The following is a 21,743-nucleotide window of genomic DNA, read 5'->3' as shown; positions in this document are numbered from 1 at the left end:
TGGCATCATGCTGCTGAGGCTGAACATCGCGGACAACCGCCCACTCCACGAACAGGTGGCCGGCGCCGTCCGGCGCGCCATCGCCGACGGGGAGTGCGGTCCGGGCGACCGGCTGCCGCCCGCGCGGGAGTTGTCGCAGGCGCTGGGCGTCAACGCCAACACCGTCCTACGGGCCCTGCGCGCCCTGCGCGACGAAGGGCTGCTGGAGTTCCGGCGCGGTCGCGGGGTCACCGTGGCCGGCGGCGCGGACGGACGGTCGGCGCTGCTGGAGCGCGTACGGGAGCTGGTGGCCGACGGCGCGCGACTGGGGTACGGCAAGGCCGAACTCATAGAGATGATCAAGGAGGCGCAGTGAAGGACCGCGGGGGATCGAAGAGCGTGGCGGCGTGGGGAACGGCCGCCTGGGCGGCCGGGGTCCTCGCCCTGCTCGTGGCGCTGCCCCTGGCGGCGCGCAGAGGCTTGGAGGACCGACTGGCAACGCACTGGGGCGCCTTCGGCCGGCCCGACGGCTCGCTTCCGCTCTGGGGCGCCATACTGCTGCCGGCCTCGATCTGGACCGTGCTCGTCGCCGCCGCCGTGTTCTGGCGTGCGGCCCGCCGCTGGCGTGCGGCGGTACTCCTCTCGTGCGGGGTGCTGCTGGCGGGGGAGCAGCTCGCGATCGTACGGGCGAACCTCCACCACGCGGACTGGCACGACGCGGACTCGGTCACCGTCGGGGCCGTGGTCACGGTCGTGGCGGCAGCGGTGGCCGCCCTCGCGGGCACACTCGCGAGCCGCCGGCCCACCGCCCCCGCCTCGCCCCCGCAGGGCCCCCGGATGGACATCCCCGCAGGCGAACGCCGGGTATGGCTCTCCCGCACCACGAACCCGTGGCTGACCCTCCTCGCGGCCGTCACCGGGCTGGTCGCACTGGCCGCGCTGATCGCCGGGATCGGCGACCTCACGAAGCCGATGTGGCTGCTGATCGTGCCGTTCGCGGTGGTCTCGATGACCGTACTGACCTGCTCCTCGGTACGCGTACGCATCGCCGAGCGCGGTCTGGACGTGGCCTTCGGCCCCCTAGGGTGGCCGGTACGGCGCTGGGCCGCGGCGGACATCGACTGGGCCCGCGCCGAGCCCCGCACCCCGGCGCAGGTCGGCGGCTGGGGCTACCGCCTCAGCGGTCTGGGCACGACGGTGATGCTCCGCAGCGGCGCGTGCCTGGTCATCCGCTCCAAGGGCAAGGACTTCGCGGTCACGGTCGACGACGCCGAACGAGCCGCGGCCCTCCTGAACTCCCTGGCCGCGAAGCCCGCCGAACGCCCCTGACCCGAGTCCCCCGCCGACCGCCCCCTATCCTCGCCGCATGCCTCTGCCGCGCACCCGTCAGGTCATCACCCGCCACCTCGACGGGCGGATCCACGCCTACGACCTGGCCTGCGCCGGCTTCGGCGAACTGGCGCCCACCGCCGTGTTCCGCCCGCGCGCCGGGGACGAGGTGGTGTCCTCGGCGGTCCGGCCCGACCTCCGCGGGGCGGTGTACACCACCCTGAACGAGATCGTCAGCCTCACCGCCGCCGGCGAGGTGGCGTGGACCTCGTCGTTCGAGCCGCACTCGGACACCCCGTACGGGCACCGCCCCGGCTGTGTGCTCTCCCTGGACGCCCGCACGGTCTGGGTCTACCGCCCGGACGTCATGGCCGGCCGCGGGCAGTCGGACCAGTGGGTCGCGTACGACGCGGACAGCGGCACCGTCGTCGCCCGCCACGAACTGGACACGTCGGGGCACGGCGGAATCCACCTCGTGCACCCGACGGACGGCAGCGTGTACCTCGACGTCGGAGAGGGCCAGGACGGCACCGTCATCTTCCGCGGAGCGGCCCCGGCCATCGGCGCCGAGCCGGAATTCGCCACGTACCCGTGGGTCGACCGCTGCCTCGTCGACATGGCGCCGGGCGGCGAGCAGTTCATGACCGTCGACCACGGGCAGAACGACGTCGCCTTCCACCACCACCCCAGCGGCGACGTGCTCTTCACCCTCCCCGTGGAGGCCTTCGGCCACGACCCGGAGGCGGACTTCGTGGAATGGGCCGGCGGCTACCTCACCCCGGACACGGCCGTCGTCACGCTGGGCGGCGAGGACGAGGGCGCACAGCAGGAGTGGTACCGCTACCACCTCGTCGACGTCCGTACGGGCACGGTCGGAGGCGAGCTCGCCGTCGAGGTGGGGAGGAGCCCGTACGAACTCGCCCCCCTGGGCGACGGCACCTGGCTCACGGAGGCCGCCTCCGGCCACCCCTTCCGCCGCCGGTCCACCCCCTGGTGAGTGTCTTACCGATTGCTTACGAGGCCTCTCCGCAAAGCCCGTTGGCCCCTGCCCGCGTCTAGCGTGATCGGCACATCTCCTGATCATGAAGGACGGAAAAATGACCGTTGGGGCCGTTGAGACGCTTCCGGTGTGCGCTTACCCGGACTGCGGCAACCACGCCGAAGCGCCGACGCCGGACGCCCCGGCGCCCCGCTACTGCGCCCACCCGGACCACAACGCACTCGGCGCCTTCCGCCGTTTCCGCACGAAGCGGCAGGAGCGCAAGGAGGAGAAGCGCCAGGCGGCCGAGGCCGAGAAAGCGGCCAAGGCGGCGACGGCGCCCGCACCCGCAGCCCCCCAGGCGGCCGCTCCCCGGCCCGCGACGGACACGACGCAAGCCCTCCCGGACGAACCCGGAACCCGCGAGGACCTCCTGGCCCTGATGTCCCGGCTGGCCACGGACCTGCCGGTCTACATCGAAGAGCTCGCCATCATCACCGACTCGGCCGCCGCCGAGTCGCGCATCGAGACGGTGACCAAGGCCTCGGCCCAGCGGACGCTCGCCGCCGAGCAGCGCACCACCCTGGCGGAGGAGGCCGCGGAGCAGGCCATCGCCGAACTGGACGCGGCCAGGCAGGGCTTCGACGAGGAGACGGAGCGGATCCGCAAGGAGACCGCGCAGCAGGTGGCCGACGTCGAGTTCGTACGGGCCGAGCTCGAACGCTACCGCGAGCGCGTCGCCCACCTGGAGGAGCGCCTGGACAGGGTTCGCGAAGAGGCGGACACCGCCCGCCGCGAGCGCGCCGACCTCGCCCTCCACCTCGAACGCCACCACACGGACCACACGGACCACGCCGCCTGCACCGTCCCCGTACAGTCCCCCGCCCCGCAGATGACGTAGGGGCCAGGGGCCAGGGGCCAGCGGCCACCCAAACGGCCTCGGCCCTTCGGCGCCGCACCGTCACGCGCTGCGCGGCCTGCGCAGCAGGAGCCCGCTCAGGGCGATCGCGCCGAGCAGCAGCCCCGTACCCGTCGCGAAGGCCACGTGGTAGCCGCCGGTGAGGGCTTCGGCCGGGCCACTGCCGGCAGCGGCCAGGCCTCGGGTGCGGGAGGCGGCCAGGGTGGAGAGGACGGCCACGCCGAGCGCCATCCCGATCTGCTGGGTGGTGTTGAACAGCCCCGAGGCGAGCCCCGCGTCCTCCTTCCCGGCCCCGGACATCGCCAGAGCGGTGAGCGCCGGCGTGGCCAGCCCGAACCCCGCGGCGAGCAGCATCACCGGCAGCAGGTCGGTGGCGTACCGGGCATGGACCGGCAGCCGCGTCAGCAGGGCGAGCGCGAGGACGAGCAGGGCCAGACCGGTCACCAGCACGCGCCGTTCGCCGAACCGGGCCATCAGCCGGGCCGACGCGCCCAGAGCGACCACTCCGATCACCACGGCCGCCGGAAGCATCGCCAGACCCGTCGCGGCGGCCCCGTACCCCAGTACCTTCTGCAGGTAGAGCGCCACCAGGACCTGGAACGAGAACAACGCGGCCACCATCAGCATCTGGACCAGATTGGCCCCGACCACGGTCCGCGAGCGCAGGATCCGCATCGGGATCAGCGGGTTGCCCCCACGGCCCTGGCGCCGGACGAACAGGACCAGCAGGGCCACGGCGACGCCCCCGAGACCGAGGGTGTGCGGGGATGCCCACCCGTGTTCCTCCACGCCGACCACCGAGTAGATGCCGAGCATCAGCCCCGCGGTGACCAGCAGCGCCCCGAGTACGTCGGCACCGGCGCGCACCCCCAGCCCCCGGTCGGCGGGGAGCGCGGGCACGGCGAGCAGCACGGCGGCGAGCCCGATGGGCAGGTTGATGAAGAAGATCCAGTGCCAGTCGAGGCCGTCGGTGAGGATCCCGCCGAACACCTGGCCCAGCGAGGCGCCGGCCGCGCCGGTGAACGAGAAGACGGCGATGGCCTTGGCACGCTCGCGGGCCTCGGTGAACAGGGTGATCAGGATGCCGAGGCCGACCGCGGAGGCCATCGCGCTTCCGGCGCCCTGGAGGAACCGGGCGGCTATGAGCTGAGCGGGGGAGTCGGCGAACCCGGCGAGTACCGACGCGGCAGTGAACACCGCGGTCCCGGCCAGGAACATCCGCTTGCGGTCGATCAGGTCGCCGAGACGTCCGGCGAGCAGCAGCAGACTGCCGAAGGCGATCAGGTACGCGTTGACGACCCAGCTCAGCCCGGCGGGAGTGAAGCCGAGGTCGTTCTGCATGGCGGGCATCGCCACGGTGACGATGCTGCCGTCGAGGACCGTCATCAGCATTCCGGTGGCGAGCACACCGAGCGCGGTCCACCGCGACCGCACCCCCCGGCCCCCGGGCCCGACAGGTGCGGGAACTTCCGCAGCAACAGCAACAGGATTCATAGGTGTCTCTCCCATCGGCACAGCCCCAAAGGAACATCGGAACCGTAGCAGATAGTTTCGTTGCAGACGATATTCAACGGATCGAATTGCTAGACTCGTCGTATGACCGCGATGGCGCCCGCCCGAACCCAGCCCGATCTCTCCTTCCTCCTGGACCACACCAGCCACGCCCTGCGCACCCGTATGGCAGCGGCCCTGGGCGAGATCGGCCTCACCGCCCGGATGCACTGCGTCCTCGTTCACGCGCTGGAGGAGGAGCGGACCCAGATCCAACTGGCCGAGATCGGCGACATGGACAAGACGACGATGGTCGTCACGGTCGACGCCCTGGAGAAGGCGGGCCTGGCCGAGCGGCGGCCCTCCGCCAAGGACCGGCGGGCACGCATCATCGCGGTCACCGAAAAGGGAGCAGCGCTCGCCGCCACCAGCCGGCGGATCGTCGACGAGGTCCACGCCGAGGCCCTGGCCTCCCTCACCCCCGCCGACCGCGAAACCCTGCTGCGCGTCCTGACCGTGCTGGCCGAGGGCCCCCTGGAAACCCCGGCGGAAACCCCCCGCCCCACCCGCCGCGCCCGCCAATGACCCCGAAACGACCTTGCCGACACGGACGCTGTGGTGATGACATGGCCAGGTCCGAAGTCGGCGTTCGCAAGGGGGATGTGGCGTGGTCGAGCTGGGTGTGTTCCTGGGCTTGATGGGTGTGGCGGCGGCATGGATGGTGAGGACCCTGCTGCGCCGCGGCAAGCGTCGTACGGAGAATGCGGAAGGCCTGCTGATAGAGCTGGCCCGCACGTCGCAGGCGAGCAGCGACCGGAGTTCGTACAACTCGAACGCCGTGCACCACTCGATCACGTACGGAACCGGCTACCGGCCCTGACCCGACTTCGCAGGCCGATCCCGACCGGGCCCTTACGGATGGGCCCTTACGGCCGGGCGTGTTCCGCGAGCGCCGCCGCGGTGGCGCTCGCGAAGGCTTGCGGGTTGTCCGGCATGATGTTGTGGCCACAGTCCGGGATCGGGACGACGGACACCCCGGCCCGGGCGAGTTCGTCGCCGCCGGGGAGCGGGCCGCCGGCCTCGGGCAGGAGGTAGGCGCGCGGAATCTTCAGGTCCGCCAGCAGTTCGCGCAGGGTGGGAACGGTCCCGCGGATGAGGTGCGCGGCGCTGCGGTGGAGGGCTTCCCGGCCGGCGAGCCGCATGGTGGACCACCAGTGGGCGCCGACCCGGTCGCGGACCTCCGCCCAGCCGCCGGCCAGGAACTCCTCCTCGGAGTACGCGGCGATGCCGCTGCTGCCGCCGGAGCCGGGCGCCGGCGGGATCGGGTCGAGGTTGGCGTCGACCAGGACCAGGCGGGAGACCAGGCGGGGGTGGCGGGCGGCCAGGACGATGGCCACGGAGCCGCCCATGCTGTGCCCGATCACCTCGGCTCCGGCGACGCCCGCGGAATCAAGAGCGGTCGCAAGGGCGTCGGCGTGCGATTCCAGCGTGTAGGCGAAGTCCGTCGGCCGGTCGCTCATGCCGTGCCCGAGCAGGTCGATCAGCAGCGAACGGCGGCCGGCCGGCAGCGGGTGTACCGCGACCTCGGTGAAGTGGGCGGGCGACGTCGCACCCAGGCCGTGTACGTAGACGCGGGACGGCTCCCGGCCCGGCAGCTCCACCCAGCGGATCCGGTCGCCGTCGGCCGTCACCGTGGCGGTACGCACAGTCTGCTCCCCTGCAGTCGAGATCGGTGGTCGGACGAGACCAGCGCCCGTCCGGCCGATCATGGCCGAGGCCGCGCCCCCGGATGTTAGCTTCCTCCCCGTGGCGGAACACCAGGACGAAACCCGAGCGGCCTACGACGAAGTCGTCGACCTCTACGCGTCGTTGTTCGCCGACCGGCTGGAGACGCGGCCGTTCGCGCGGGCCATGATCGGCACTTTCGCCGAGCTGGTGCGCGGTACGGGAAACCCGCGGACGGCCGACGTCGGATGCGGCCCCGGACATCTGACGGCCATGCTGCACGACCTCGAACTGGACGCCTTCGGGCTCGACATCTCCCCGGCCATGGTCCACCACGCCCGGCGGGCCCATCCGGCGATCCGGTTCGACGAGGCCCGGATGGAGGCCCTGCCGGTCGAGGACCGCGCGCTCGGCGGCGTCCTGGCCCACTACTCGATGATCCACACCCCGCCGGGGGAACTGCCCGCGCTGCTCGCCGAACAAGTACGCGTCCTGGCACCAGGAGGCCTGCTCCTGGTCTCGTTCTTCGCGACCGACGGACGAACGGAGCCGGTCCGCTTCGACCACAAGGTGACGCCCGCCTACAGCTGGCCGGTGGACCGCTTCGCCGAGCTGCTGGCCGAAGCCGGCCTCGCCCCCTTCGCCCGGCTGATCCACGACCCGGACTCCGAACGGGGTTTCCTGGACGCCCACTTGCTGGCCCGCCGCCCGTGAGGCATTACCGGAGGGCGCCTCAGTCCGTCCCCTCGGGCGGCGTGGACCGCGACGCACGACGCCCCTGCCACCACATGCTCACACCGGCGAGGCCTCCGGCGGCGACGAAGAAGCCCGCCTTGACCGCGGCCTTCCCGGACAGCCAGGCCGCGCCGAAGCCCAGGTTCAGCCCCAGCCACCAGAAGACCGCGCACACGCCCGCCGCGGCGAGCAGTCCCGCCACGATCCCCATCGCAGCCCGCGGCCATCGGCGTCCGCCGGCATCGTCCTCCGTGTCACTGGTCATGCGCACAACATTAGAAGCCCGTGGACGCGGCCTTCGTCCTACGAACGATGACCGTGCGCACGACTTTCGTCGCGAAAAGCCCCCCGGCGCCCGACGAGAGTCTCTGACGGCACGGGGGCGTCACGAACGCAGACGGGCGTTGAGCCGGGCGGCCTGACGCGTCAGGTGGTCCCGCTCGGCGAGGTTGGGTGCCTTGTGGGCCGCCTCGGCGTACAGCCGGGCCGCGGTCGTCAGGTCGCCGTCGCGCTCGTGGAGGTACGCGGCCACCGCGGTGTGGCGGGGCAGAGAGTCGTCCAGCGCCGCGAGCGCCGCCAGGCCGGCGCGCGGTCCGTCCGCCTCGCCGATGGCGACCGCGCGGTTGAGGCGTACGACCGGGCTCTCCGTCAGACGCGCGAGCTCGTCGTACCACTCCACGATCTGCACCCAGTCGGTCTCCCCGGCGGTGCGCGCGTCGGCGTGGAGCGCCGCGATGGCGGCCTGGGCCTGGAACTCGCCCAACCGGTCGCGGGCGAGGGCCGCCTGCAGCACGCGGACGCCCTCGGCGATCGACGCCGTGTCCCACCGGCCGCGGTCCTGCTCGGCGAGCGGTACGAGGCTGCCGTCGGAGGCGGTCCGGGTGGCGCGCCGGGCATGGTGGAGCAGCATGAGGGCGAGCAGCCCCGCCACTTCAGGGTGGTCGATCGCGCCGGCGAGCTGCCGGGTCAGCCGGATCGCCTCGGCGGCGAGGTCCACGTCGCCGGAGTAGCCCTCGTTGAAGACCAGGTAGAGGACGCGCAACACGGTGGCGACGTCGCCGGGCTGATCGAAGCGCACGCCGGAGAGGGTCCGCTTCGCCCGGCTGATCCTCTGCGCCATGGTCGCCTCGGGCACCAGGTACGCCTGGGCGATCTGGCGGGTGGTGAGACCGCCGACGGCGCGCAGGGTGAGCGCGACCGCCGACGACGGCGTCAGTGAGGGGTGGGCGCACAGGAAGTAGAGCTGGAGCGTGTCGTCCACCGCGGGTGAGGGCCCGGGCGCCGGTTCCTCCTCGACGCGGTCCTCACGCCTGCGCCGTGAGGCGTCCGCCCGGGTCGCGTCGAGGAACCGCCGCCAGGCCACGGTGACCAGCCAGCCCTTCGCATCCCGCGGCGGGTCGGCCGGCCAGACACGGACCGCCTCGACCAGGGCGTCCTGCACGGCGTCCTCGGCCGCCGCGAAGTCTGCTCCGCGGCGGACGAGGATCGCGAGGACGCCTGGTGTGAGGCTCCGGAGCAGTGCCTCGTCCATGGACGGGGTCACTCCGTGATGGTGGGCGGCGCAGCCAGGAACGGGCGCAGCTCGAGCCACTCGTGGATCGGCTTCCCGCCCGCCCCGGGGGCGGCCGACAGCTCCCCGGCCAGCTCGACGGCGCGCTCGTAGCTGTCGACGTCGATCACCATCCACCCGGCGATCAGGTCCTTGGTCTCGGCGAACGGCCCGTCGGTGACCGGCGGGCGCCCCTCACCGTCGTACCGCACGAACGTCCCCTCGGGGGCGAGCGCCTGCCCGTCGACGAACTCGCCGGTCCCCTCGAGCCGGGCCGCGAAGTCGTGCATGTACTGGATGTGAGCCGAGATCTCCTCGGGCGTCCACCGGTCCATGGGCACGTCGTTGACCGGTGCCGGGGCGCCACGGTAGTGCTTGAGCAGCAGGTACTTGGCCATGGTGTCTCTCCTCGGTACTGATGCGACCCATTCTGGCCGCCTTCACTCCAAGGACGGAGCCGCCCACACGTTCTCGACATCCCCGCCCATCCTCTTTCTGACTCGCGTACGTGATCGCGATGGCGGCGCACCCCCACACGATGCTCCTCGACAAAGCCGCGTCACGTCGTGCCGGCGGGCTGTGGCATCACCGCAGGTCCGACGTGTGGGGACGGCGAAGCGGGACGTAACGGGGGAGCGGGGGCCTGTGGCCGACGGATCCCGCAATGGAAGTTCGTCGAGCCCATCGATGAGAATTCCGCCGCCGGAGCCGGGGCCGAGACCGAGGTGCTGGAACATCTGCGTATGTTGTACGAGGCCGCTCACCCATGGGAGGGCCGGCTGTTGCCGAGGGCGACGGCTTGGGCAGCGACGGCGTCTGCGCATCTGAGCGATGCGAGTGCGTCACCGCCGTCGACGGCAACGACGACCCGAAGTCTCTGCCCGTGGTCCCGGAGCGCGCCCGCACGAAGCTCAACCAGATGGTGGCGAGGAAGACCCGCCAGCCCAAGAGGAAGATCCAGCCGCTCGCGCGGCTGTGCGTGTGGTGGAAGACGAACGCCATCCTCGAATCCGGCGTCGCGTCCGGATCACTTCGCGCGGCCATTTCAGACGCATCCACCAGAATGCTCTTGGCTGTCGTCAGTGCCGCCTCGGCCTCTCCAGCGCCCGCGTACGCATGGGCCAGGCATGCTGCGTACCATGCTCGGTCTCTCCGGTAAGTGGCATCGAAGCCGGCGAGTCCTTTCGTCAGGTTCTCGATCGCGCTCGGCCAATGCTTCAGGTGCAGCACCCGCGGCCGCGCACGGTGGGCGTACACCCGCATCAACACGGCCGTCGCCCGGCCTGCTGCTCGACGTGACCGGCTGGAGCCCGCAGGACCCCGCGGGCGGAGCGTTGCTCGTGGCTGAGCTCGGGGCGGCCGGGCCGGGTGGCCGGTGCGACTACGAGCCGGCTGAACCGCCGTGCGGCGCCGAAGCCGTCGTGGCCCGGTTCGTGTGGCGGGGCGACGCCCCGTGCGGGGGCGCCGGGGCTGACGCTTTGACGCGTTCCCGCCCCACCTCCCCCGCACGAACGCGAGCCCCGGAGTGCACTTGAGTTCGTCTCCAGCAGGGCTCCGTCGCCTCCCGAGCCGTCTGGAGGAATCTGGCATGCATACGAGCCGAGCGGACGTCGAGTCCGCGGCGAGCACATTTCAGGAGTTCCTTCGTTGAAGGTCTCCTGACCCACGAGGAGGTGAATGCCACATGGAGAACAAGGAGCTTCAGACCGAGACCGCCGAGCAGGCGGAGATCGCGTTCGACGAGATCCCGGACAGCTACCTGTCCGAGTCCTCGCAGCTCATGCAGGGTGACTGACAACCCCACCGCGGCACCACAGGGTGGCGCGACTCCCGTCGCGCCACCCGGTACGCCGGCCGCCATCACGCCAGGAGAAGCATGACCGCCACAGCCCCCCTTGCCGACACCGAGATCCTCTTCGGGGCCCACCCCGACCGCGCGCGGGCCGCTCGCCTCCGGCGGAGCATCAACGGTGTTCTCGCGAAAGACCTCCGCGTCTACGTGGACTCGGCTGCGAGGCGGCTGCCCAACAGCGCCGCGGCCGCTGCGGCCGCCCTCGAGGGCCTCGACGTCACCCGCAAGCTCAACCCCCTGCTCTTCACGCTCCACTGGCAGCTCAACGAGGCACTCCGTACGCAGCAGCCCGGCGCCGTGTCCGCCGCCCTCGGCCGCCTGGCACGTGTAGCGACCGACGGCGAGCTGTACGGCGACGGGTTCCGGGTCGAGACGATGGACTGGGACGTCATCGATGCGGAGGCGGCGAGCTTCTTCACCGGCAAGGACGGCCCCCGTTCGGAACGCGGAGGGCTCGTCGAGATCGCTCCGGTCACTCCGGCGGAGCTCGGCACCGGCAAGGTGTGGGTCTCACAGGCGCTGGACGCGCTGCGGGAGCTGGACCCGGAGCTCCACGAGGAGTTCTACGAACTGGTCTCCCGGCTGCGCCTCGTCCACGGCAGCGTGATCCGAGGAGCCACCAGCTCGCGTTGCTGGGGTCTGAACTACCTGCGCGTCCCCGACCCGGGGGCGGAGTCGGCAGAGCCGGTCAACTACTTCCTGGACCACCTGGTCCACGAGTCGGGCCACTTGATGCTGCACGCCCTCATGAGCGCGGACCCGCTGTTGAAGAACCCCTTCGAAGCCCGCCACTCGGCCCCGATCCGCAGGGACGCCCGCCCCCTCTACGGCGTCTTCCACGCGACGTTCGTACTGAGCCGCATCTCGCGCGTCCTCGCCCGCCACACCGCCGCCGACCCGCGCCCCGTCACCCGGGCCCTGCGGGACGAGTCCGTGCAGCGCTTCCGCAAGGGCTACGAGACGATCATCGAGCACGCCGACCTGACCGACGCGGGCCGCATGGTCCTCGCCTCGTGCCGCGAACTGGTCGAAGCCGAGCTCTGAGGCGACCTCGCCCCAGCACGACGAAACCCACCACCGGAGTTCTCACGTGACCATCGTCGAACCCACCGCGGACCTCTCCTTCCACGCGCGACCCCAGGCGAATCGAACGCCGGCGCTGCGGTCCCGCATCAACGCGACGCTGGTCCGTGACCTCCGGCAGTACACCACCGTGGCATCGACGTTGCTGCCGCGGACATCCGAGGCGGCCGCCCGGACCCTGCGCCACATCAGCACCGAGAGCAGACTCAACCCGCAGCTGTTCACGCTGCACTGGATGTTGGGACGGGCTCTTCGCGCGCAGGACCCGGGCGGCGTCCTCACGGCCCTGGGTCGGATCTCCCAGATGGGGGACGCGGGAGGTTTTCACCGACCCGACTTGACCGTCGACACCGTCTCCTGGGACCTGGCTGACGCCGAGGTGTCGAGTTTCCTGCTGGGCAAGGACGGCCCCCGGTCCCGGGGCGGGGAGGTGGTCGAGATCGCCGCGGTCTCCGACGCCCGGCTGATCGAGGGGCGCCGGCGGATCGGGGAGAGCCTCGAGATACTGCGCGAGCTCGATCCGGCCATGCACGCGGAGTTCGCCGACCTGGTCGCCGCCGTACGTCTGTTCGATCGGTCCACGCTCACCGGTTCCACCACGACCGGCATCTCCAGCCTCCGTTACTGGGGGCAGATGTACCTGCGCCACCCCGACGCCGAGGAGGCGGCCGACCCGACGCTCTTCTTCCTCGAGCACCTGGTCCACGAGTCCTCACACATCCTGCTGCACGCCATCATGGGGATCGACCCCTTGCTGACGAACGGCTTCGCCGCCCGCTACCAGGCTCCGATCCGCAATGACCGCCGCCCCCTGTACGGGATCTACCACGCCATGTTCGTCCTGAGCCGGATCCACCGCGTCCTGGCCCGGTACGCGGACGCCACGGGCGCGCCGGGCGCGCGGGCGGCCCGCGACGTGGCCCTGAAAAGGTTCGGCATGGGCTACAGCACCGTCATGGAGCACGCCGACCTCACCCCCGCCGGCCACAGCGTGGCCGCCTCCTGCAAGGAGATCGTTGCTGCGTAGCGCTGAGGACCTCCGCAGGCTACCGGTCAGGCGGCACGAACACGCCCCGGCCTGTGCCCCGGAGTTCCTCAGCGTCTCCAGCGGACTGGGATTCTCCATCGGCGGGCAGCGGCACGCCGCGCTCGGGTTCGGGTGCTCGCGCAGCCCCGAACGCAGTCGTGACTCCGCGCTGTGGGAAACGTACGAGCGTCTGCTGATGGTCGCCGAGATCTCGGGCAGCCTCGGACGACGAGTCCACGGCACGACCCGGAGCGGCGCCACCACCGGCAGCCGACCGTTCGAGGACATCGTGCCGCGCCCCTGGCACAGCACCTATCGTCCGGGTCTGGACGCCACCGGTCTTGCGGTGCACGCCACCACCCCGGCCGCACGGCTCTCCGCCGAACGAGAGCTCCTGGAGCGGACCCTGCTCGCGACCATCTGGTACGGCACCGAACCGCTCCCCAGCGAGATCACCGACCACTCCTGTGTGACCAGGGGCCGCATGCGGACGTACACGTTCGGCTGCCGGCTCGGGTTCTTCTCGCTCGCGGCCTGGCACGACCCGGACAGCGAGATCTTCGTCATCGGCTCCGCGGTGCGGGAAAGTCGGGAACAGGCCGTCGAGCACGCACTGAGTGAGGCGGTCATGGTGTACGACGGCGTGTGGGAAGGCAGAACCCCTCGCTACCACACCTCGCTCTCGCGGGGCCGGTACGAGTCCCTGCGGGGCGAGCTGCACGTGCCCCGTGCGCGCCACCTGGCCGCCCGACTGGTGGGTGGTGGTCGGCCCAGCGCCGGCAGCGAGCCGCTCGGCGACGAGATCACGCTCTATCAGCTCGTCGAATGGGAAGGCGTGTCCCTCGTCAGGGCTGTCGCCCCCGAAGGCGCCAACACCCTCAAGGCCCGCCGGAGACAGGGTCGAGCCGTACCTCCGGATCCGTTCACCTGATATCCGGACCACTAGGCTTCCGCACCCACGATCCGAACTTCCCAGGAGTCGAGCATGGCCGACACGCAATTCCCTCCCGCGCCACCCATCGAACTGGGTCTCGATCGACGCGAACGCGGAGACCAGTTCGAGACGCTTTCCCACGTCTATTCCGTCGGACGCCCCTCCTACCCGACGGAGTTCCTGCACTCGCTCATCGCCCCGGTGGCGCCGGACGCGCACGTGCTCGAGGTAGGAGCCGGAACGGGCCAGGCCACCGGCCTTCTGCTGGACCTGTTCAGCCGCGTGACCGCGATCGAGCCCGGCAGCAACCTGTGCCGCCAGGCCCAGGACAGGATGGCCGGCCACCCGAACGTCGACGTCCACGAGTCGTATTTCGAGGATTGGCACACCGGTACCTACGACTGCGTCTTCTCGGCGTCCGCATTCCACTGGACCGATCCCACCCGGTCCTATTCCTTGGCCCGGAAGCTGCTCAAGCCCGCTGGGAAGCTGGTCTTCGTCACCTACTCCGAACTCATCGGCGACGACGAGTGGGAACGGCGCTGCGCCGACATCCGAAGCCTGTTCACCCGGCACGCCCCCCACCACAAGGGACCGCGCTTCGGCACCCGGACGGCCGACGAGCTCTTCGAGGGTCTGGAAGCCCACCCGGACTCGATCGGCCGTGCCCTCGAGTACGTGGAGTTCGGCAAGCCCCTGGAAGCCGACTCTGTCCCGGTCGAGGACATGTTCGGGCCCGTGACCGTGGCGGGTGAGGTCCAGAACCGCGAGTACGGCGCGGACGGTTTCGTTGCGGCGCTGGAGTCCTACGGGGCCTTCCGGCGCATGGACGACCGCGCGCGCAGCGCACTGAGGCAGGCCGTGCGCGACTACGTTCTGACCGAGTGCCAAAACCGCATCACCCGCCCCTTCGCCCTGATCGGACTCACCGCCACCCGCACGCCCTGACGGGTCGAGCGCTGATCCGCCGCATGCCCAGGAGCGCCGGTGCCCACACCAGTTCCCCGGCGCACGTACCGCGCGACACTCACAGGCGTAGCGGTCAACGCCTTCGGCAACGGGCTGATGACGCCCTACGTCATCAGCTGGCTGGCCGTGCTTCCGCACGGATCCACGCGGGTGGCCGGCATCCTCTTCGGCGCGACGGGGGCCGGGCAACTCATCGCGACCTTGTACGCCGGTCGCCTGCTCACGCGGGTCCCTCCTCGTAAGGTGCTGGCCGGCGCGCTCTCCCTGTCGGCCTTGGCGGCCCTTCTCCTCACGCTTGCGGGCAGCCTTCCCGCCGCCGCCGTCCTGCTCTTCTTTCTGGGGTCGGTCCAGGGAATCGCCTCGGCCGCGCAAGCCGCGGTCCTGGGTTCTCTCACCCTCGCCGGCGGGCGAGAGGACCGGGTCTGGTCCCATCTGCAGGTCGTCCTCAACCTGGGCCAGGGACTCGGCTTCCTCGCTGGGGGCTACATGGTCACCGGCAACCTCGCCGACACCATGCGCCCCGTCTTCCTTGTCAACGCCGCTACGTTCGCCCTCTTCGCCGCAGTCGTGTACGTGGTGCTGCCGCGCCACAGCCCTGCCGCCTTCGGCACGCGCGAGGATGCCACGGGCTCCTACCGGGAAGTGCTGCGTCAGCCTCACGCCCGCCGGCTCCTCATCGCCGACGGCATCTACTTCACGTTCGGCATCGGGTTCCTTCTCCTGCTGCCGCTCCTCGCGAGCCAGGCGAAGCTGCTGTCCCTGCGGCAGGTCGCGGTACTCCTTGCGGCCAATACGGTGATCATCATTTGTCTGCAGTTGCCCGTCTCTCGCATCGCCGGGAGGTTGAACCGCCCGACGGCCGTGCGAATCCTCTTCTTCGGGGCTTCGGCGGCCTGGCTCCTCCTGGTGGTGGGCCTCCAGCTTGGCAGCCGTACGGCCGCTCTGATCATCGCCTGGGGTGCCGTGTTCCTCTTCTCCCTCACCGAGTGCCTCCACACGGCCTGCCTCGTGCCGCAGCTGCCCGAAGCCGTGTCCGAGACCAATCGACCCCGCATCCTCGCGCTCCACGTCTTCGCCAGCAAGACCGGCCTCATCGCGGGACCTGCGCTCGGAGGCGTTCTCATGGGGTACGGCGTGGAATGGGCATGGGTATCCGCTGCTTGCCTGCTCACGGTTCCGGCGCTCTTCCCGCCCGGTCGCCGCACGGCCACCGCGTCGAAGCACCCATCAGGGGTCGCCATGTTGGGGAGTAGCTCAGCACGGAGAGCGCCCTCTTCCTCGGGAGAGTGACGTGTCGCGACGGCGCCGCTGGTCGCGGTGACCGCCTGCTCGAACCGATCGAAGGCGGACCAGGACCCGGCGCAGTGGCTGCCGCCGGCGCCCGATGCGTTGTGCCGGTACGGCGCGGAGCGGACCGCGACGAAGCTGCGCTGGGGCCTCGCGGCTGATGGACATCGCGGCTGGCTGCGGCGGGACCGACGTCGAGTTCACCCCGGCTCCGTACACGCCCGGCGACGAGCCGCAGCACCCCCCTTATGGGCCCGGAGGGGGCGCTTTCGTGCTGTCTGAGGCCTGGCTACTGACGGTCCGCACCCACAGCGTCCAGCGCCACAGCCCACGGGTACGGTCGCTTCTCGCCTGGGGCGTTCGGCTCGAATCCACCTGGACCGAACAGCACTCGAACCCCGGCTTCGCGCAGCGTCGCGAGTGACAGCGGGAACTGCGGGTGCTGGGCGTACGCGCTGTTGACACACGGCATCGCCGTCAGGGGGATGCCCTTGCCGATCGCCTCTGCGACGAACCCCACCAGCCATGTGCCAGTGATCCCCAAAGCCCAGGAGTTCAGCGTGTTCATCGTTGCCGGGGCTACGAGCACTGCGTCCGCAGGCGGCCACACGTCCGGGTGGCCAGGGCGCTTGTACCGGTATCGGACGGGGTGCCCGGTCAGGGCTGCCAGCCCGTCGAGGCTGTCTTCCAGCCAGTCGGCGGCCGCCGGCGTGAGGCCAAGACACACGTCCCAGCCGCGGCCCTGGGCCTCCTCGATCACACCAGCGATCTCGAAGACGGGCGGGGCGGCCGAACAGAGCAGGTACAGAGTCCTCGTCGTCATGGCTCCCGAGCCTATGCAATCGCCTCCCATTCTCGAGGAGTCGGGGGCGACGGCAGACCGAGCGCACTATGCGCGGGGATCGTCCATGACGACGAGTCGTGGACGGAGAGCCGGTATGCCCGCACCAGACGATGATCACACCGGATCCCGGATCCAGGAGCAGCGGCGCCTGGCTCGCCTGACGCAGCGCGAGCTCGCCGACAGGATCCCGTACAGCCTCAGCCTCTTGAGCCAAGTCGAATGCGGGGCGCGCCCCGCGACACCCGGCTTCGTAGCGGCCGTGGCGCAGGCGCTCAGGGTGGACACGTCCCAGCTGACAGGACCCTCTGCCGTGACGTCGCTGCCACCTGATCGACTGGTCGCGCTGGTCGCCCCTATCCGGGAAGCCCTCGACCGGTACGACCTCGGCCCGATCCCGGATCTGCCCACCTCACGGCCGGTGCCGGAACTGACCGCTGCAGCAGATGCCTTATGCCAGCAGGTTCGGGCCACCCACCTGCGCTCGGCTACCAAGGGGCTGCCAGCGCTCATCCTGGGGCTGACACATACCGCGTGGACGGAGCCGTCAACGCCGGTGTGGCGGGCTCTTGCCTCGGCCTACCGGACCGCTCACGACGTGGCGCTCAAGCTCGATCACCCAGACCTGGCCCGCGTCGCCCTGGACCGGATGGGATGGGCTGCGGCCCGCGCCTCCGACCCATGCATCGAGGCGGTGCAGCGCTACAAGCGGGCGACCCTGTGGCGCTGCGCCACGTCCAAGCCACTGATCCTGTCGGGTCAGAACCTGCTCACCGGCGACACGAGCCGCGAGGCTCTCGCCGTGACTGGTCAACTTCACCTGGGCATGGCTACCGTGGCCGCGAAGAACGAGGATGCGACCGCAGTCGAGACCCACCTGGCAGCCGCCCGCGAGTTGGCGGACCGAGTTGGGGGCGAGGCCGGGGACGTGCACTGGCTGTCGTTCGGGCGGGTGAACGTACAGCTGCACGAGCTCGGCGCCTCGATCGCGATGCGGGACTTCGACGACGCGCTCGGCCAGGCTCGCACCCTGAAACTGCCGGCATCGACGCTGACCTCACGACGTGCCCGATACCTCGTGGACCGGGCACTCGTCGAGATGGAAGCGGGCTCCGCGAAGACGTCGCTGAAGTTCTTGGCGCAGGCGCGGCAGGTCGCGCCCGAGCAGACCCGGCATCTTCCGGGAACCCGGGCCACGATCCGCGGGTTGGTGCACATGTCCCGGCGGGCGCCCGACAGTCTCGGGGGGATGGCTCGCTGGGTCGGGCTGTAGCACTCACAAATCTGTGAGTGTTCGCGCGCTGCAGGAGCGTCAGGCTGGGGTCACCACCCGCTGACGACGGTAGGGAACAGCGCCATGGAGCAGCAGACACACGTGCGGCTGGCCGCCTTGACGGCTCGGGCGCTCGCTCCGTACGCCTCCCGTCCTACTCCAGAGGATGTGGCCGGGCTCGTCGACGACCTCATCACCTGTGGCTGGCACCTGCACCACGAGGTCGCCAGCATCCCGGCCGCAGAGCGGACCCCCAGTGCGGCCGACGGCCTCACCGAGTGGGAGTACTGCTCCGCCGCGGGCCCTCGGGGGTCCGGACCGCACGCGAACTGGAACCACGCCAGAGGCCTGGCCCGCGTGCTCCAGAAGCTGGCGCGGGCGCTGGAGCTGCACCGTGGGATGGGTGTCCTGTGACCGAGCACGGTCGCCAGATCGCCTATGTCGCAGCCGTGCTCGTCATCTTCGCTGCGATCGTCGTCGGCACCCTCTGACCCCCGCCGCCGGCGTCTGCCACATCCCCCCGGCGGCTGCCCGGGTCGGGTCGATCGCACCATCGGAATCTCACCGAGGAGCAAACCCATGACGTCTCCGTCTCCCGCATGCGGCACCGAGCCCACCCCGCCGGCGCCGCCCTGCAGCTCCAGGAACCCGGTCGCTGCCGGAGCGACGCTCACTGCGATCCGCCCGCTGGGCGCCCGAGAGCTCCTGACCGACAGCGCGTTCTCGGGACTGGTGGCCACCACCAGGAGTAACAACCCGGGAATGCCGCAGCCTTTGGCCGAGCGAATCGTCGTTGAGGGGGTGGCTTTCATCGCCACCTGCGCCGCCAACCCAGGGACTCCGCTGGCTCCGTCTCCGGTCGTCGATGAGGGGTGGCACTCGGCCGTCCTCCACACCCGGCTGTACCGCGAGCTGTGCACGCGGCTCGGTGGGTTCGTCGACCACTACCCGGAGCCGCCGAACGATCCCTCGGGTTTCCGATCGGACATCATCGAGTTCACTCTGGACACCATGCGCGCGACCGGGTACGCGCCCGATCTGGAGCTGTGGGCCGGGCCGGTGGGAAACACGATCACCGTCGCGGCGCAGACGTGGCACTCACCCGCCTGCGGGCCGATCCAGCCCATGCCCACCCCGCAGTGCCTGTCTGAGCCGGACGTGAAACCCCAGTCTGCCTGACGGGCGCTACGCGGCGCCGGACGGAAGGACAGAGCCATGCCTGAGCAGGAATGGACAGACCCTCGGTACGCAGAGCTCGTAGAGCGCTGGCGCGAGGCACAGCAGCCGATGTCTCGGGACCCGGAGCCTGCTCCGGCCCGCGGGTTCATCGTGCGGCCTCCGTCTCGCTCCTGAGTCAAGAGCCCCGGCCCTCTGGAGGGCCGGGGTCCATCTCACCCTCTGGAGCAGATGTGTCCGACTGGGACGAGTACGCCCGCCGCACCGCGGCGCCGCCGTCGCCCGCGTTCTCCTGGACCCCCCACCCTGGACACGGGCCGGGCCTGGAGTTGCTGGAGCTGGATGCAGGATCCGCAGTCCTGGAACTCGGCTGCGGCCGCGGTGACCGACTCGCCCGGTGCGCCGCGATCGGCGCGCGGCCGGCGGTTGGCATTGACGTGTCCGCCGTGCAGGTGGGGTTGGCCAGGGCGGCCTGGGGAAGCACGATCGACGTGCACCGCGCGGATGCCGTCGCGTGGTTGGACACGCACACCGCTCAGTACAGCGCCATGTTCTCGGTGTTCGGAGCACACTGGTTCACCGACCCGGCCCGGCTCCTGCCGGCCGCGCGACAACGCCTTTGCTCCGGCGGAGTGCTAGTGCTCGCGCATCTTCGGCCGAGCGCCTCGCCAACAACGCGGGGAGGGCGAGGGGTACAGCGTCTCGTGCTGCGATGGGAAGGAGAGGCACATCGGTGGGCGGAGGCACTGGACGCTGCCGGATTCGGTCGAGTCTCGGCATAAACGGTCCCGGCGCCTCGGGGCCGGTACGGCGACACGGTGCTGATCAAGGCCCTGGCGTAGATGGTCAGGCCACTGGCGGATGTGCTGGACCATATTCGCGTTGATGGCCGCAGTCTGCGTGCGGCATCGTTCCAGCCCTGCAGCCACCTCTTCGTAGTCCGGGCGGTCCAGGCTGGCCAGAAGTTCGCCAGCGACGGCGGTGGGAGCGGGGCGGTTCGCCGGCGGCCCCCGCTCCACCCGCTCGAGGGAGTGCAATCTGCGGGCAGCGCTCGGCCGGAAACTCTCGAGATGTCGGGGTGCTACCCCGTCGCGGCCTCGGTGGCCAGGGCCGCATCCCGTACTTCCGAACGTACCCGGCCGCCGAAGCCACCGGTGCGGCTGTCCGTGAGAGGCCGCGATCCGCTTCACGTGGCGGGGCGTTACTCGTTCGCGCGCGGCCAGGTGCCGGTGGGGAGACCGAGGAAGAGGCTGGGCATATGTCTGCCAAGCTGATGGTCTATCCGCCCGACGAGGAGGGCTGACGCCGGGTCCGCTACGACGGTGTCGCCATCGGGGTCGAGCACCGTCCGGCCGACATCCGGGTTTTCCGCGCTGCCGCCGGGCTGGAGAGTGCCGAGTACGTGGACCTGACCGAGCCCGACTTCGTGGAGTGGCGCGGCGCCGGCGCCGAGGAGTGGGAACCCTTCCCCTGAAGCACTGACCACTTCCGTTTCAGACGGACCCCACGCGCGGGCGCTCCGCGTACCGGTGGGTGAGTGGACAAGCCTGTCACCCACCGGTGAGTGAGGGGTTCTGTAGTCACCACTACATCTCTCCGTCGCAGGTCAGCGCCGGGAGTTGGTGGGGTTGTCGGACCGGGCGGGCGGTGGATGCGCCGCCGAGGCCGCGTCCGCGGCTGATGGTGATCCCGCTTGCCCGGCCCCGGACGCGCGGGACGGCTCCGGGACCTGGCCTCGCGGGCTGGAGCTGGGCACACAGGGGAGGAACCATCGGGGGAACCTGGAGGGGAATCAAGGGGGGAATCCATAGGGGAAACACGGGGGGAACTGCATCCTGCTTTCGCTCTGCGTTCATGCAGGTCAGGCCACATTTCCAGACCGGTGAGTTCGCGGACATATATCTCTGGAGGGGGGGCAGGGAGGTGGGCTGGGGTGAGCTCGGGAGGGGTAAGCGTGCGGTGGTAGAGGGTTGTACCGGAAGGGGGCTGGAGGGTTGTCTGCAGGGGTGCACTAGGCGGGGGACCGCCGGTGTGACCGGAGGTGGGACCCACTGAATTTGGTGATCTTCCGTTTTCCCAGGTCAGGGGCCGTTGGCAAGCCCCCTTCGGAGAACGACACCTCTCCCCTCGCGATAGCCGAGGGGAGAGGTCTATCCGTATCCCGGGGGCCGGCGGTCGCGCGGAGGGGTACATGTACCGGTACGGCTCGTGAACGGATCCGGTGGCCCCTCGTCCCTCGTCGTGGAACGGGCAAGGGAGATCGTGGACGGGTACGCGCCGCTCAAGGTCACGCTGCGACAGGTGTTCTCTGCATGGTTTGAGGGTGTCTCACCGCTCTCACTTCTTGGCACGGCAGGGGCATGGCCGCTCCGCGTGCGAGCTGATCCGGGTTCGCGGGTGCCGTGCTCCTGGGAGCGCGGCCCTTTGGCGGGCGAGTGCGAGTCCCGTCCGTCCAGCGACGGACGGGACTCGCTCCTCAGGCGGCGCCGGCCTTCGCGGTCTCTGCGGCGTCGGACGCCTTGGCGGCGGCCGGTCGCGGCTTGCGGATGAGCGGGACCGTCGCGCACGCGGCGAGCAGGGACGCCGCGGCGACCG

General features: G+C 70.8%; 22 protein-coding genes and 1 pseudogene. 17 read left to right on the top strand and 6 right to left on the bottom strand.

All coding sequences use genetic code 11. The annotated features are described in order from the left end of the window. The first annotated feature begins 7 nt into the window (after positions 1 to 7). The 4 genes from ACFXGI_RS21455 to ACFXGI_RS21440 all read left to right on the top strand — a co-directional run bounded on the left by ACFXGI_RS21455 (position 8) and on the right by ACFXGI_RS21440 (position 3,188). Positions 8 to 355: a GntR family transcriptional regulator gene (locus ACFXGI_RS21455; protein WP_384708882.1), complete on the top strand. Its 348-nt coding sequence runs from the start codon at positions 8 to 10 to the stop codon at positions 353 to 355. Then, the gene (locus tag ACFXGI_RS21450; protein WP_384708879.1) at positions 352 to 1,308 is read left to right on the top strand and encodes a DUF1648 domain-containing protein; all 957 of its coding nucleotides are present in this window, start codon (positions 352 to 354) and stop codon (positions 1,306 to 1,308) included. Before ACFXGI_RS21455 ends, ACFXGI_RS21450 begins: the two co-directional genes overlap by 4 nt. Before the next feature lie 37 nt (positions 1,309 to 1,345). Then, the gene (locus tag ACFXGI_RS21445) at positions 1,346 to 2,305 is read left to right on the top strand and encodes a hypothetical protein (RefSeq protein ID WP_384708876.1); all 960 of its coding nucleotides are present in this window, start codon (positions 1,346 to 1,348) and stop codon (positions 2,303 to 2,305) included. A 100-nt stretch (positions 2,306 to 2,405) separates the two neighbouring features. Beyond that, entirely contained in the window at positions 2,406 to 3,188 is a 783-nt protein-coding gene (locus ACFXGI_RS21440) for a hypothetical protein (RefSeq protein WP_384708873.1), read from the top strand. A gap of 60 nt (positions 3,189 to 3,248) precedes the next feature. Here ACFXGI_RS21440 and ACFXGI_RS21435 read toward each other — a convergent pair whose 3' ends face one another. After that, a complete protein-coding gene (locus tag ACFXGI_RS21435; protein WP_384709123.1) occupies positions 3,249 to 4,598 on the bottom strand; it encodes an MFS transporter in 1,350 nt (449 codons plus the stop codon). 204 nt (positions 4,599 to 4,802) lie between these two features. Between ACFXGI_RS21435 and ACFXGI_RS21430 the strand changes: the two genes are divergently transcribed. Continuing rightward, the gene (locus ACFXGI_RS21430; protein WP_384708870.1) at positions 4,803 to 5,282 is read left to right on the top strand and encodes a MarR family winged helix-turn-helix transcriptional regulator; all 480 of its coding nucleotides are present in this window, start codon (positions 4,803 to 4,805) and stop codon (positions 5,280 to 5,282) included. Between the two features lie 82 nt (positions 5,283 to 5,364). Then, complete coding sequence (locus ACFXGI_RS21425; protein ID WP_384708867.1) at positions 5,365 to 5,577, top strand: hypothetical protein; 213 nt, start codon at positions 5,365 to 5,367, stop codon at positions 5,575 to 5,577. Between the two features lie 46 nt (positions 5,578 to 5,623). Here the strand turns inward: ACFXGI_RS21425 and ACFXGI_RS21420 are convergent, their stop codons facing one another. Continuing rightward, positions 5,624 to 6,403, bottom strand: a complete 780-nt coding sequence (locus ACFXGI_RS21420; protein ID WP_384708864.1) for an alpha/beta fold hydrolase — start codon at positions 6,401 to 6,403, stop codon at positions 5,624 to 5,626. A 100-nt stretch (positions 6,404 to 6,503) separates the two neighbouring features. Between ACFXGI_RS21420 and ACFXGI_RS21415 the strand changes: the two genes are divergently transcribed. Next, complete coding sequence (locus ACFXGI_RS21415) at positions 6,504 to 7,136, top strand: class I SAM-dependent methyltransferase (RefSeq protein ID WP_384708861.1); 633 nt, start codon at positions 6,504 to 6,506, stop codon at positions 7,134 to 7,136. A gap of 19 nt (positions 7,137 to 7,155) precedes the next feature. Here the strand turns inward: ACFXGI_RS21415 and ACFXGI_RS21410 are convergent, their stop codons facing one another. The 3 genes from ACFXGI_RS21410 to ACFXGI_RS21400 all read right to left on the bottom strand — a co-directional run bounded on the left by ACFXGI_RS21410 (position 7,156) and on the right by ACFXGI_RS21400 (position 9,104). Further along, positions 7,156 to 7,422: a hypothetical protein gene (locus ACFXGI_RS21410; RefSeq protein WP_384708858.1), complete on the bottom strand. Its 267-nt coding sequence runs from the start codon at positions 7,420 to 7,422 to the stop codon at positions 7,156 to 7,158. A gap of 120 nt (positions 7,423 to 7,542) precedes the next feature. Next, on the bottom strand, positions 7,543 to 8,688 hold the full coding sequence (locus tag ACFXGI_RS21405; RefSeq protein WP_384709120.1) for an RNA polymerase sigma factor: 1,146 nt from the start codon (positions 8,686 to 8,688) through the stop codon (positions 7,543 to 7,545). 8 nt (positions 8,689 to 8,696) lie between these two features. Beyond that, positions 8,697 to 9,104 (bottom strand): YciI family protein, encoded by a 408-nt coding sequence (locus ACFXGI_RS21400; RefSeq protein WP_384708855.1) that lies wholly within the window; start codon positions 9,102 to 9,104, stop codon positions 8,697 to 8,699. A 1,478-nt stretch (positions 9,105 to 10,582) separates the two neighbouring features. On the opposite strand from ACFXGI_RS21400, the gene ACFXGI_RS21395 reads away from it, so the two are divergent. The 6 genes and pseudogenes from ACFXGI_RS21395 to ACFXGI_RS21370 all read left to right on the top strand — a co-directional run. Then, positions 10,583 to 11,602, top strand: a complete 1,020-nt coding sequence (locus ACFXGI_RS21395) for an aKG-HExxH-type peptide beta-hydroxylase (RefSeq protein ID WP_384708852.1) — start codon at positions 10,583 to 10,585, stop codon at positions 11,600 to 11,602. Positions 11,603 to 11,648: 46 nt separating this feature from the next. Further along, entirely contained in the window at positions 11,649 to 12,668 is a 1,020-nt protein-coding gene (locus tag ACFXGI_RS21390) for an aKG-HExxH-type peptide beta-hydroxylase (RefSeq protein ID WP_384708849.1), read from the top strand. Next, a complete protein-coding gene (locus tag ACFXGI_RS21385) occupies positions 12,658 to 13,599 on the top strand; it encodes a hypothetical protein (protein WP_384708846.1) in 942 nt (313 codons plus the stop codon). Before ACFXGI_RS21390 ends, ACFXGI_RS21385 begins: the two co-directional genes overlap by 11 nt. A gap of 54 nt (positions 13,600 to 13,653) precedes the next feature. Further along, positions 13,654 to 14,550, top strand: a complete 897-nt coding sequence (locus ACFXGI_RS21380; protein WP_384708843.1) for a class I SAM-dependent methyltransferase — start codon at positions 13,654 to 13,656, stop codon at positions 14,548 to 14,550. A 39-nt stretch (positions 14,551 to 14,589) separates the two neighbouring features. Continuing rightward, positions 14,590 to 15,861, top strand: coding sequence for an MFS transporter (locus ACFXGI_RS21375; RefSeq protein ID WP_384708841.1), 1,272 nt, complete (start codon positions 14,590 to 14,592; stop codon positions 15,859 to 15,861). A 12-nt stretch (positions 15,862 to 15,873) separates the two neighbouring features. Then, a pseudogene (locus ACFXGI_RS21370) lies at positions 15,874 to 16,072 on the top strand (HNH endonuclease); the annotation flags it as partial. A 75-nt stretch (positions 16,073 to 16,147) separates the two neighbouring features. On the opposite strand, the gene ACFXGI_RS21365 reads toward ACFXGI_RS21370, so the two are convergent. Then, entirely contained in the window at positions 16,148 to 16,681 is a 534-nt protein-coding gene (locus tag ACFXGI_RS21365) for a flavoprotein (RefSeq protein ID WP_384708838.1), read from the bottom strand. A 115-nt stretch (positions 16,682 to 16,796) separates the two neighbouring features. On the opposite strand from ACFXGI_RS21365, the gene ACFXGI_RS21360 reads away from it, so the two are divergent. From ACFXGI_RS21360 to ACFXGI_RS21345, 4 genes are all read left to right on the top strand, one after another. Then, positions 16,797 to 17,972: a helix-turn-helix domain-containing protein gene (locus ACFXGI_RS21360; protein WP_384708836.1), complete on the top strand. Its 1,176-nt coding sequence runs from the start codon at positions 16,797 to 16,799 to the stop codon at positions 17,970 to 17,972. An 84-nt stretch (positions 17,973 to 18,056) separates the two neighbouring features. Next, complete coding sequence (locus ACFXGI_RS21355) at positions 18,057 to 18,386, top strand: DUF6415 family natural product biosynthesis protein (RefSeq protein WP_384708833.1); 330 nt, start codon at positions 18,057 to 18,059, stop codon at positions 18,384 to 18,386. A 348-nt stretch (positions 18,387 to 18,734) separates the two neighbouring features. Further along, positions 18,735 to 19,151 (top strand): glycine-rich domain-containing protein, encoded by a 417-nt coding sequence (locus ACFXGI_RS21350; protein WP_384708830.1) that lies wholly within the window; start codon positions 18,735 to 18,737, stop codon positions 19,149 to 19,151. A gap of 50 nt (positions 19,152 to 19,201) precedes the next feature. Next, positions 19,202 to 19,930: a class I SAM-dependent methyltransferase gene (locus ACFXGI_RS21345; RefSeq protein ID WP_384708825.1), complete on the top strand. Its 729-nt coding sequence runs from the start codon at positions 19,202 to 19,204 to the stop codon at positions 19,928 to 19,930. The last annotated feature ends 1,813 nt before the right edge of the window (positions 19,931 to 21,743 follow it).

Source organism: Streptomyces sp. NPDC059355, from assembly GCF_042752335.1.
In the GTDB taxonomy this organism is placed as follows: domain Bacteria; phylum Actinomycetota; class Actinomycetes; order Streptomycetales; family Streptomycetaceae; genus Streptomyces.
Note: the sequence above shows the minus strand (reverse complement) of the source record. Positions and strands in the feature narration are given on the sequence as shown.

Coding starts and splice junctions, on each gene's coding strand:
- ACFXGI_RS21350 (WP_384708830.1), top strand. CDS start 18,735: ATGCCGCAGCCTTTGGCCGAGCGAATCGTCGTTGAGGGGGTGGCTTTC.
- ACFXGI_RS21435 (WP_384709123.1), bottom strand. CDS start 4,598: ATGCTGATGACGGTCCTCGACGGCAGCATCGTCACCGTGGCGATGCCC.
- ACFXGI_RS21355 (WP_384708833.1), top strand. CDS start 18,057: ATGGAGCAGCAGACACACGTGCGGCTGGCCGCCTTGACGGCTCGGGCG.
- ACFXGI_RS21360 (WP_384708836.1), top strand. CDS start 16,797: ATGCCCGCACCAGACGATGATCACACCGGATCCCGGATCCAGGAGCAG.
- ACFXGI_RS21430 (WP_384708870.1), top strand. CDS start 4,803: ATGACCGCGATGGCGCCCGCCCGAACCCAGCCCGATCTCTCCTTCCTC.
- ACFXGI_RS21455 (WP_384708882.1), top strand. CDS start 8: ATGCTGCTGAGGCTGAACATCGCGGACAACCGCCCACTCCACGAACAG.
- ACFXGI_RS21405 (WP_384709120.1), bottom strand. CDS start 8,688: ATGGACGAGGCACTGCTCCGGAGCCTCACACCAGGCGTCCTCGCGATC.
- ACFXGI_RS21365 (WP_384708838.1), bottom strand. CDS start 16,681: ATGACGACGAGGACTCTGTACCTGCTCTGTTCGGCCGCCCCGCCCGTC.
- ACFXGI_RS21445 (WP_384708876.1), top strand. CDS start 1,346: ATGCCTCTGCCGCGCACCCGTCAGGTCATCACCCGCCACCTCGACGGG.
- ACFXGI_RS21380 (WP_384708843.1), top strand. CDS start 13,654: ATGGCCGACACGCAATTCCCTCCCGCGCCACCCATCGAACTGGGTCTC.
- ACFXGI_RS21440 (WP_384708873.1), top strand. CDS start 2,406: ATGACCGTTGGGGCCGTTGAGACGCTTCCGGTGTGCGCTTACCCGGAC.
- ACFXGI_RS21395 (WP_384708852.1), top strand. CDS start 10,583: ATGACCGCCACAGCCCCCCTTGCCGACACCGAGATCCTCTTCGGGGCC.
- ACFXGI_RS21400 (WP_384708855.1), bottom strand. CDS start 9,104: ATGGCCAAGTACCTGCTGCTCAAGCACTACCGTGGCGCCCCGGCACCG.
- ACFXGI_RS21410 (WP_384708858.1), bottom strand. CDS start 7,422: ATGACCAGTGACACGGAGGACGATGCCGGCGGACGCCGATGGCCGCGG.
- ACFXGI_RS21345 (WP_384708825.1), top strand. CDS start 19,202: ATGGACAGACCCTCGGTACGCAGAGCTCGTAGAGCGCTGGCGCGAGGC.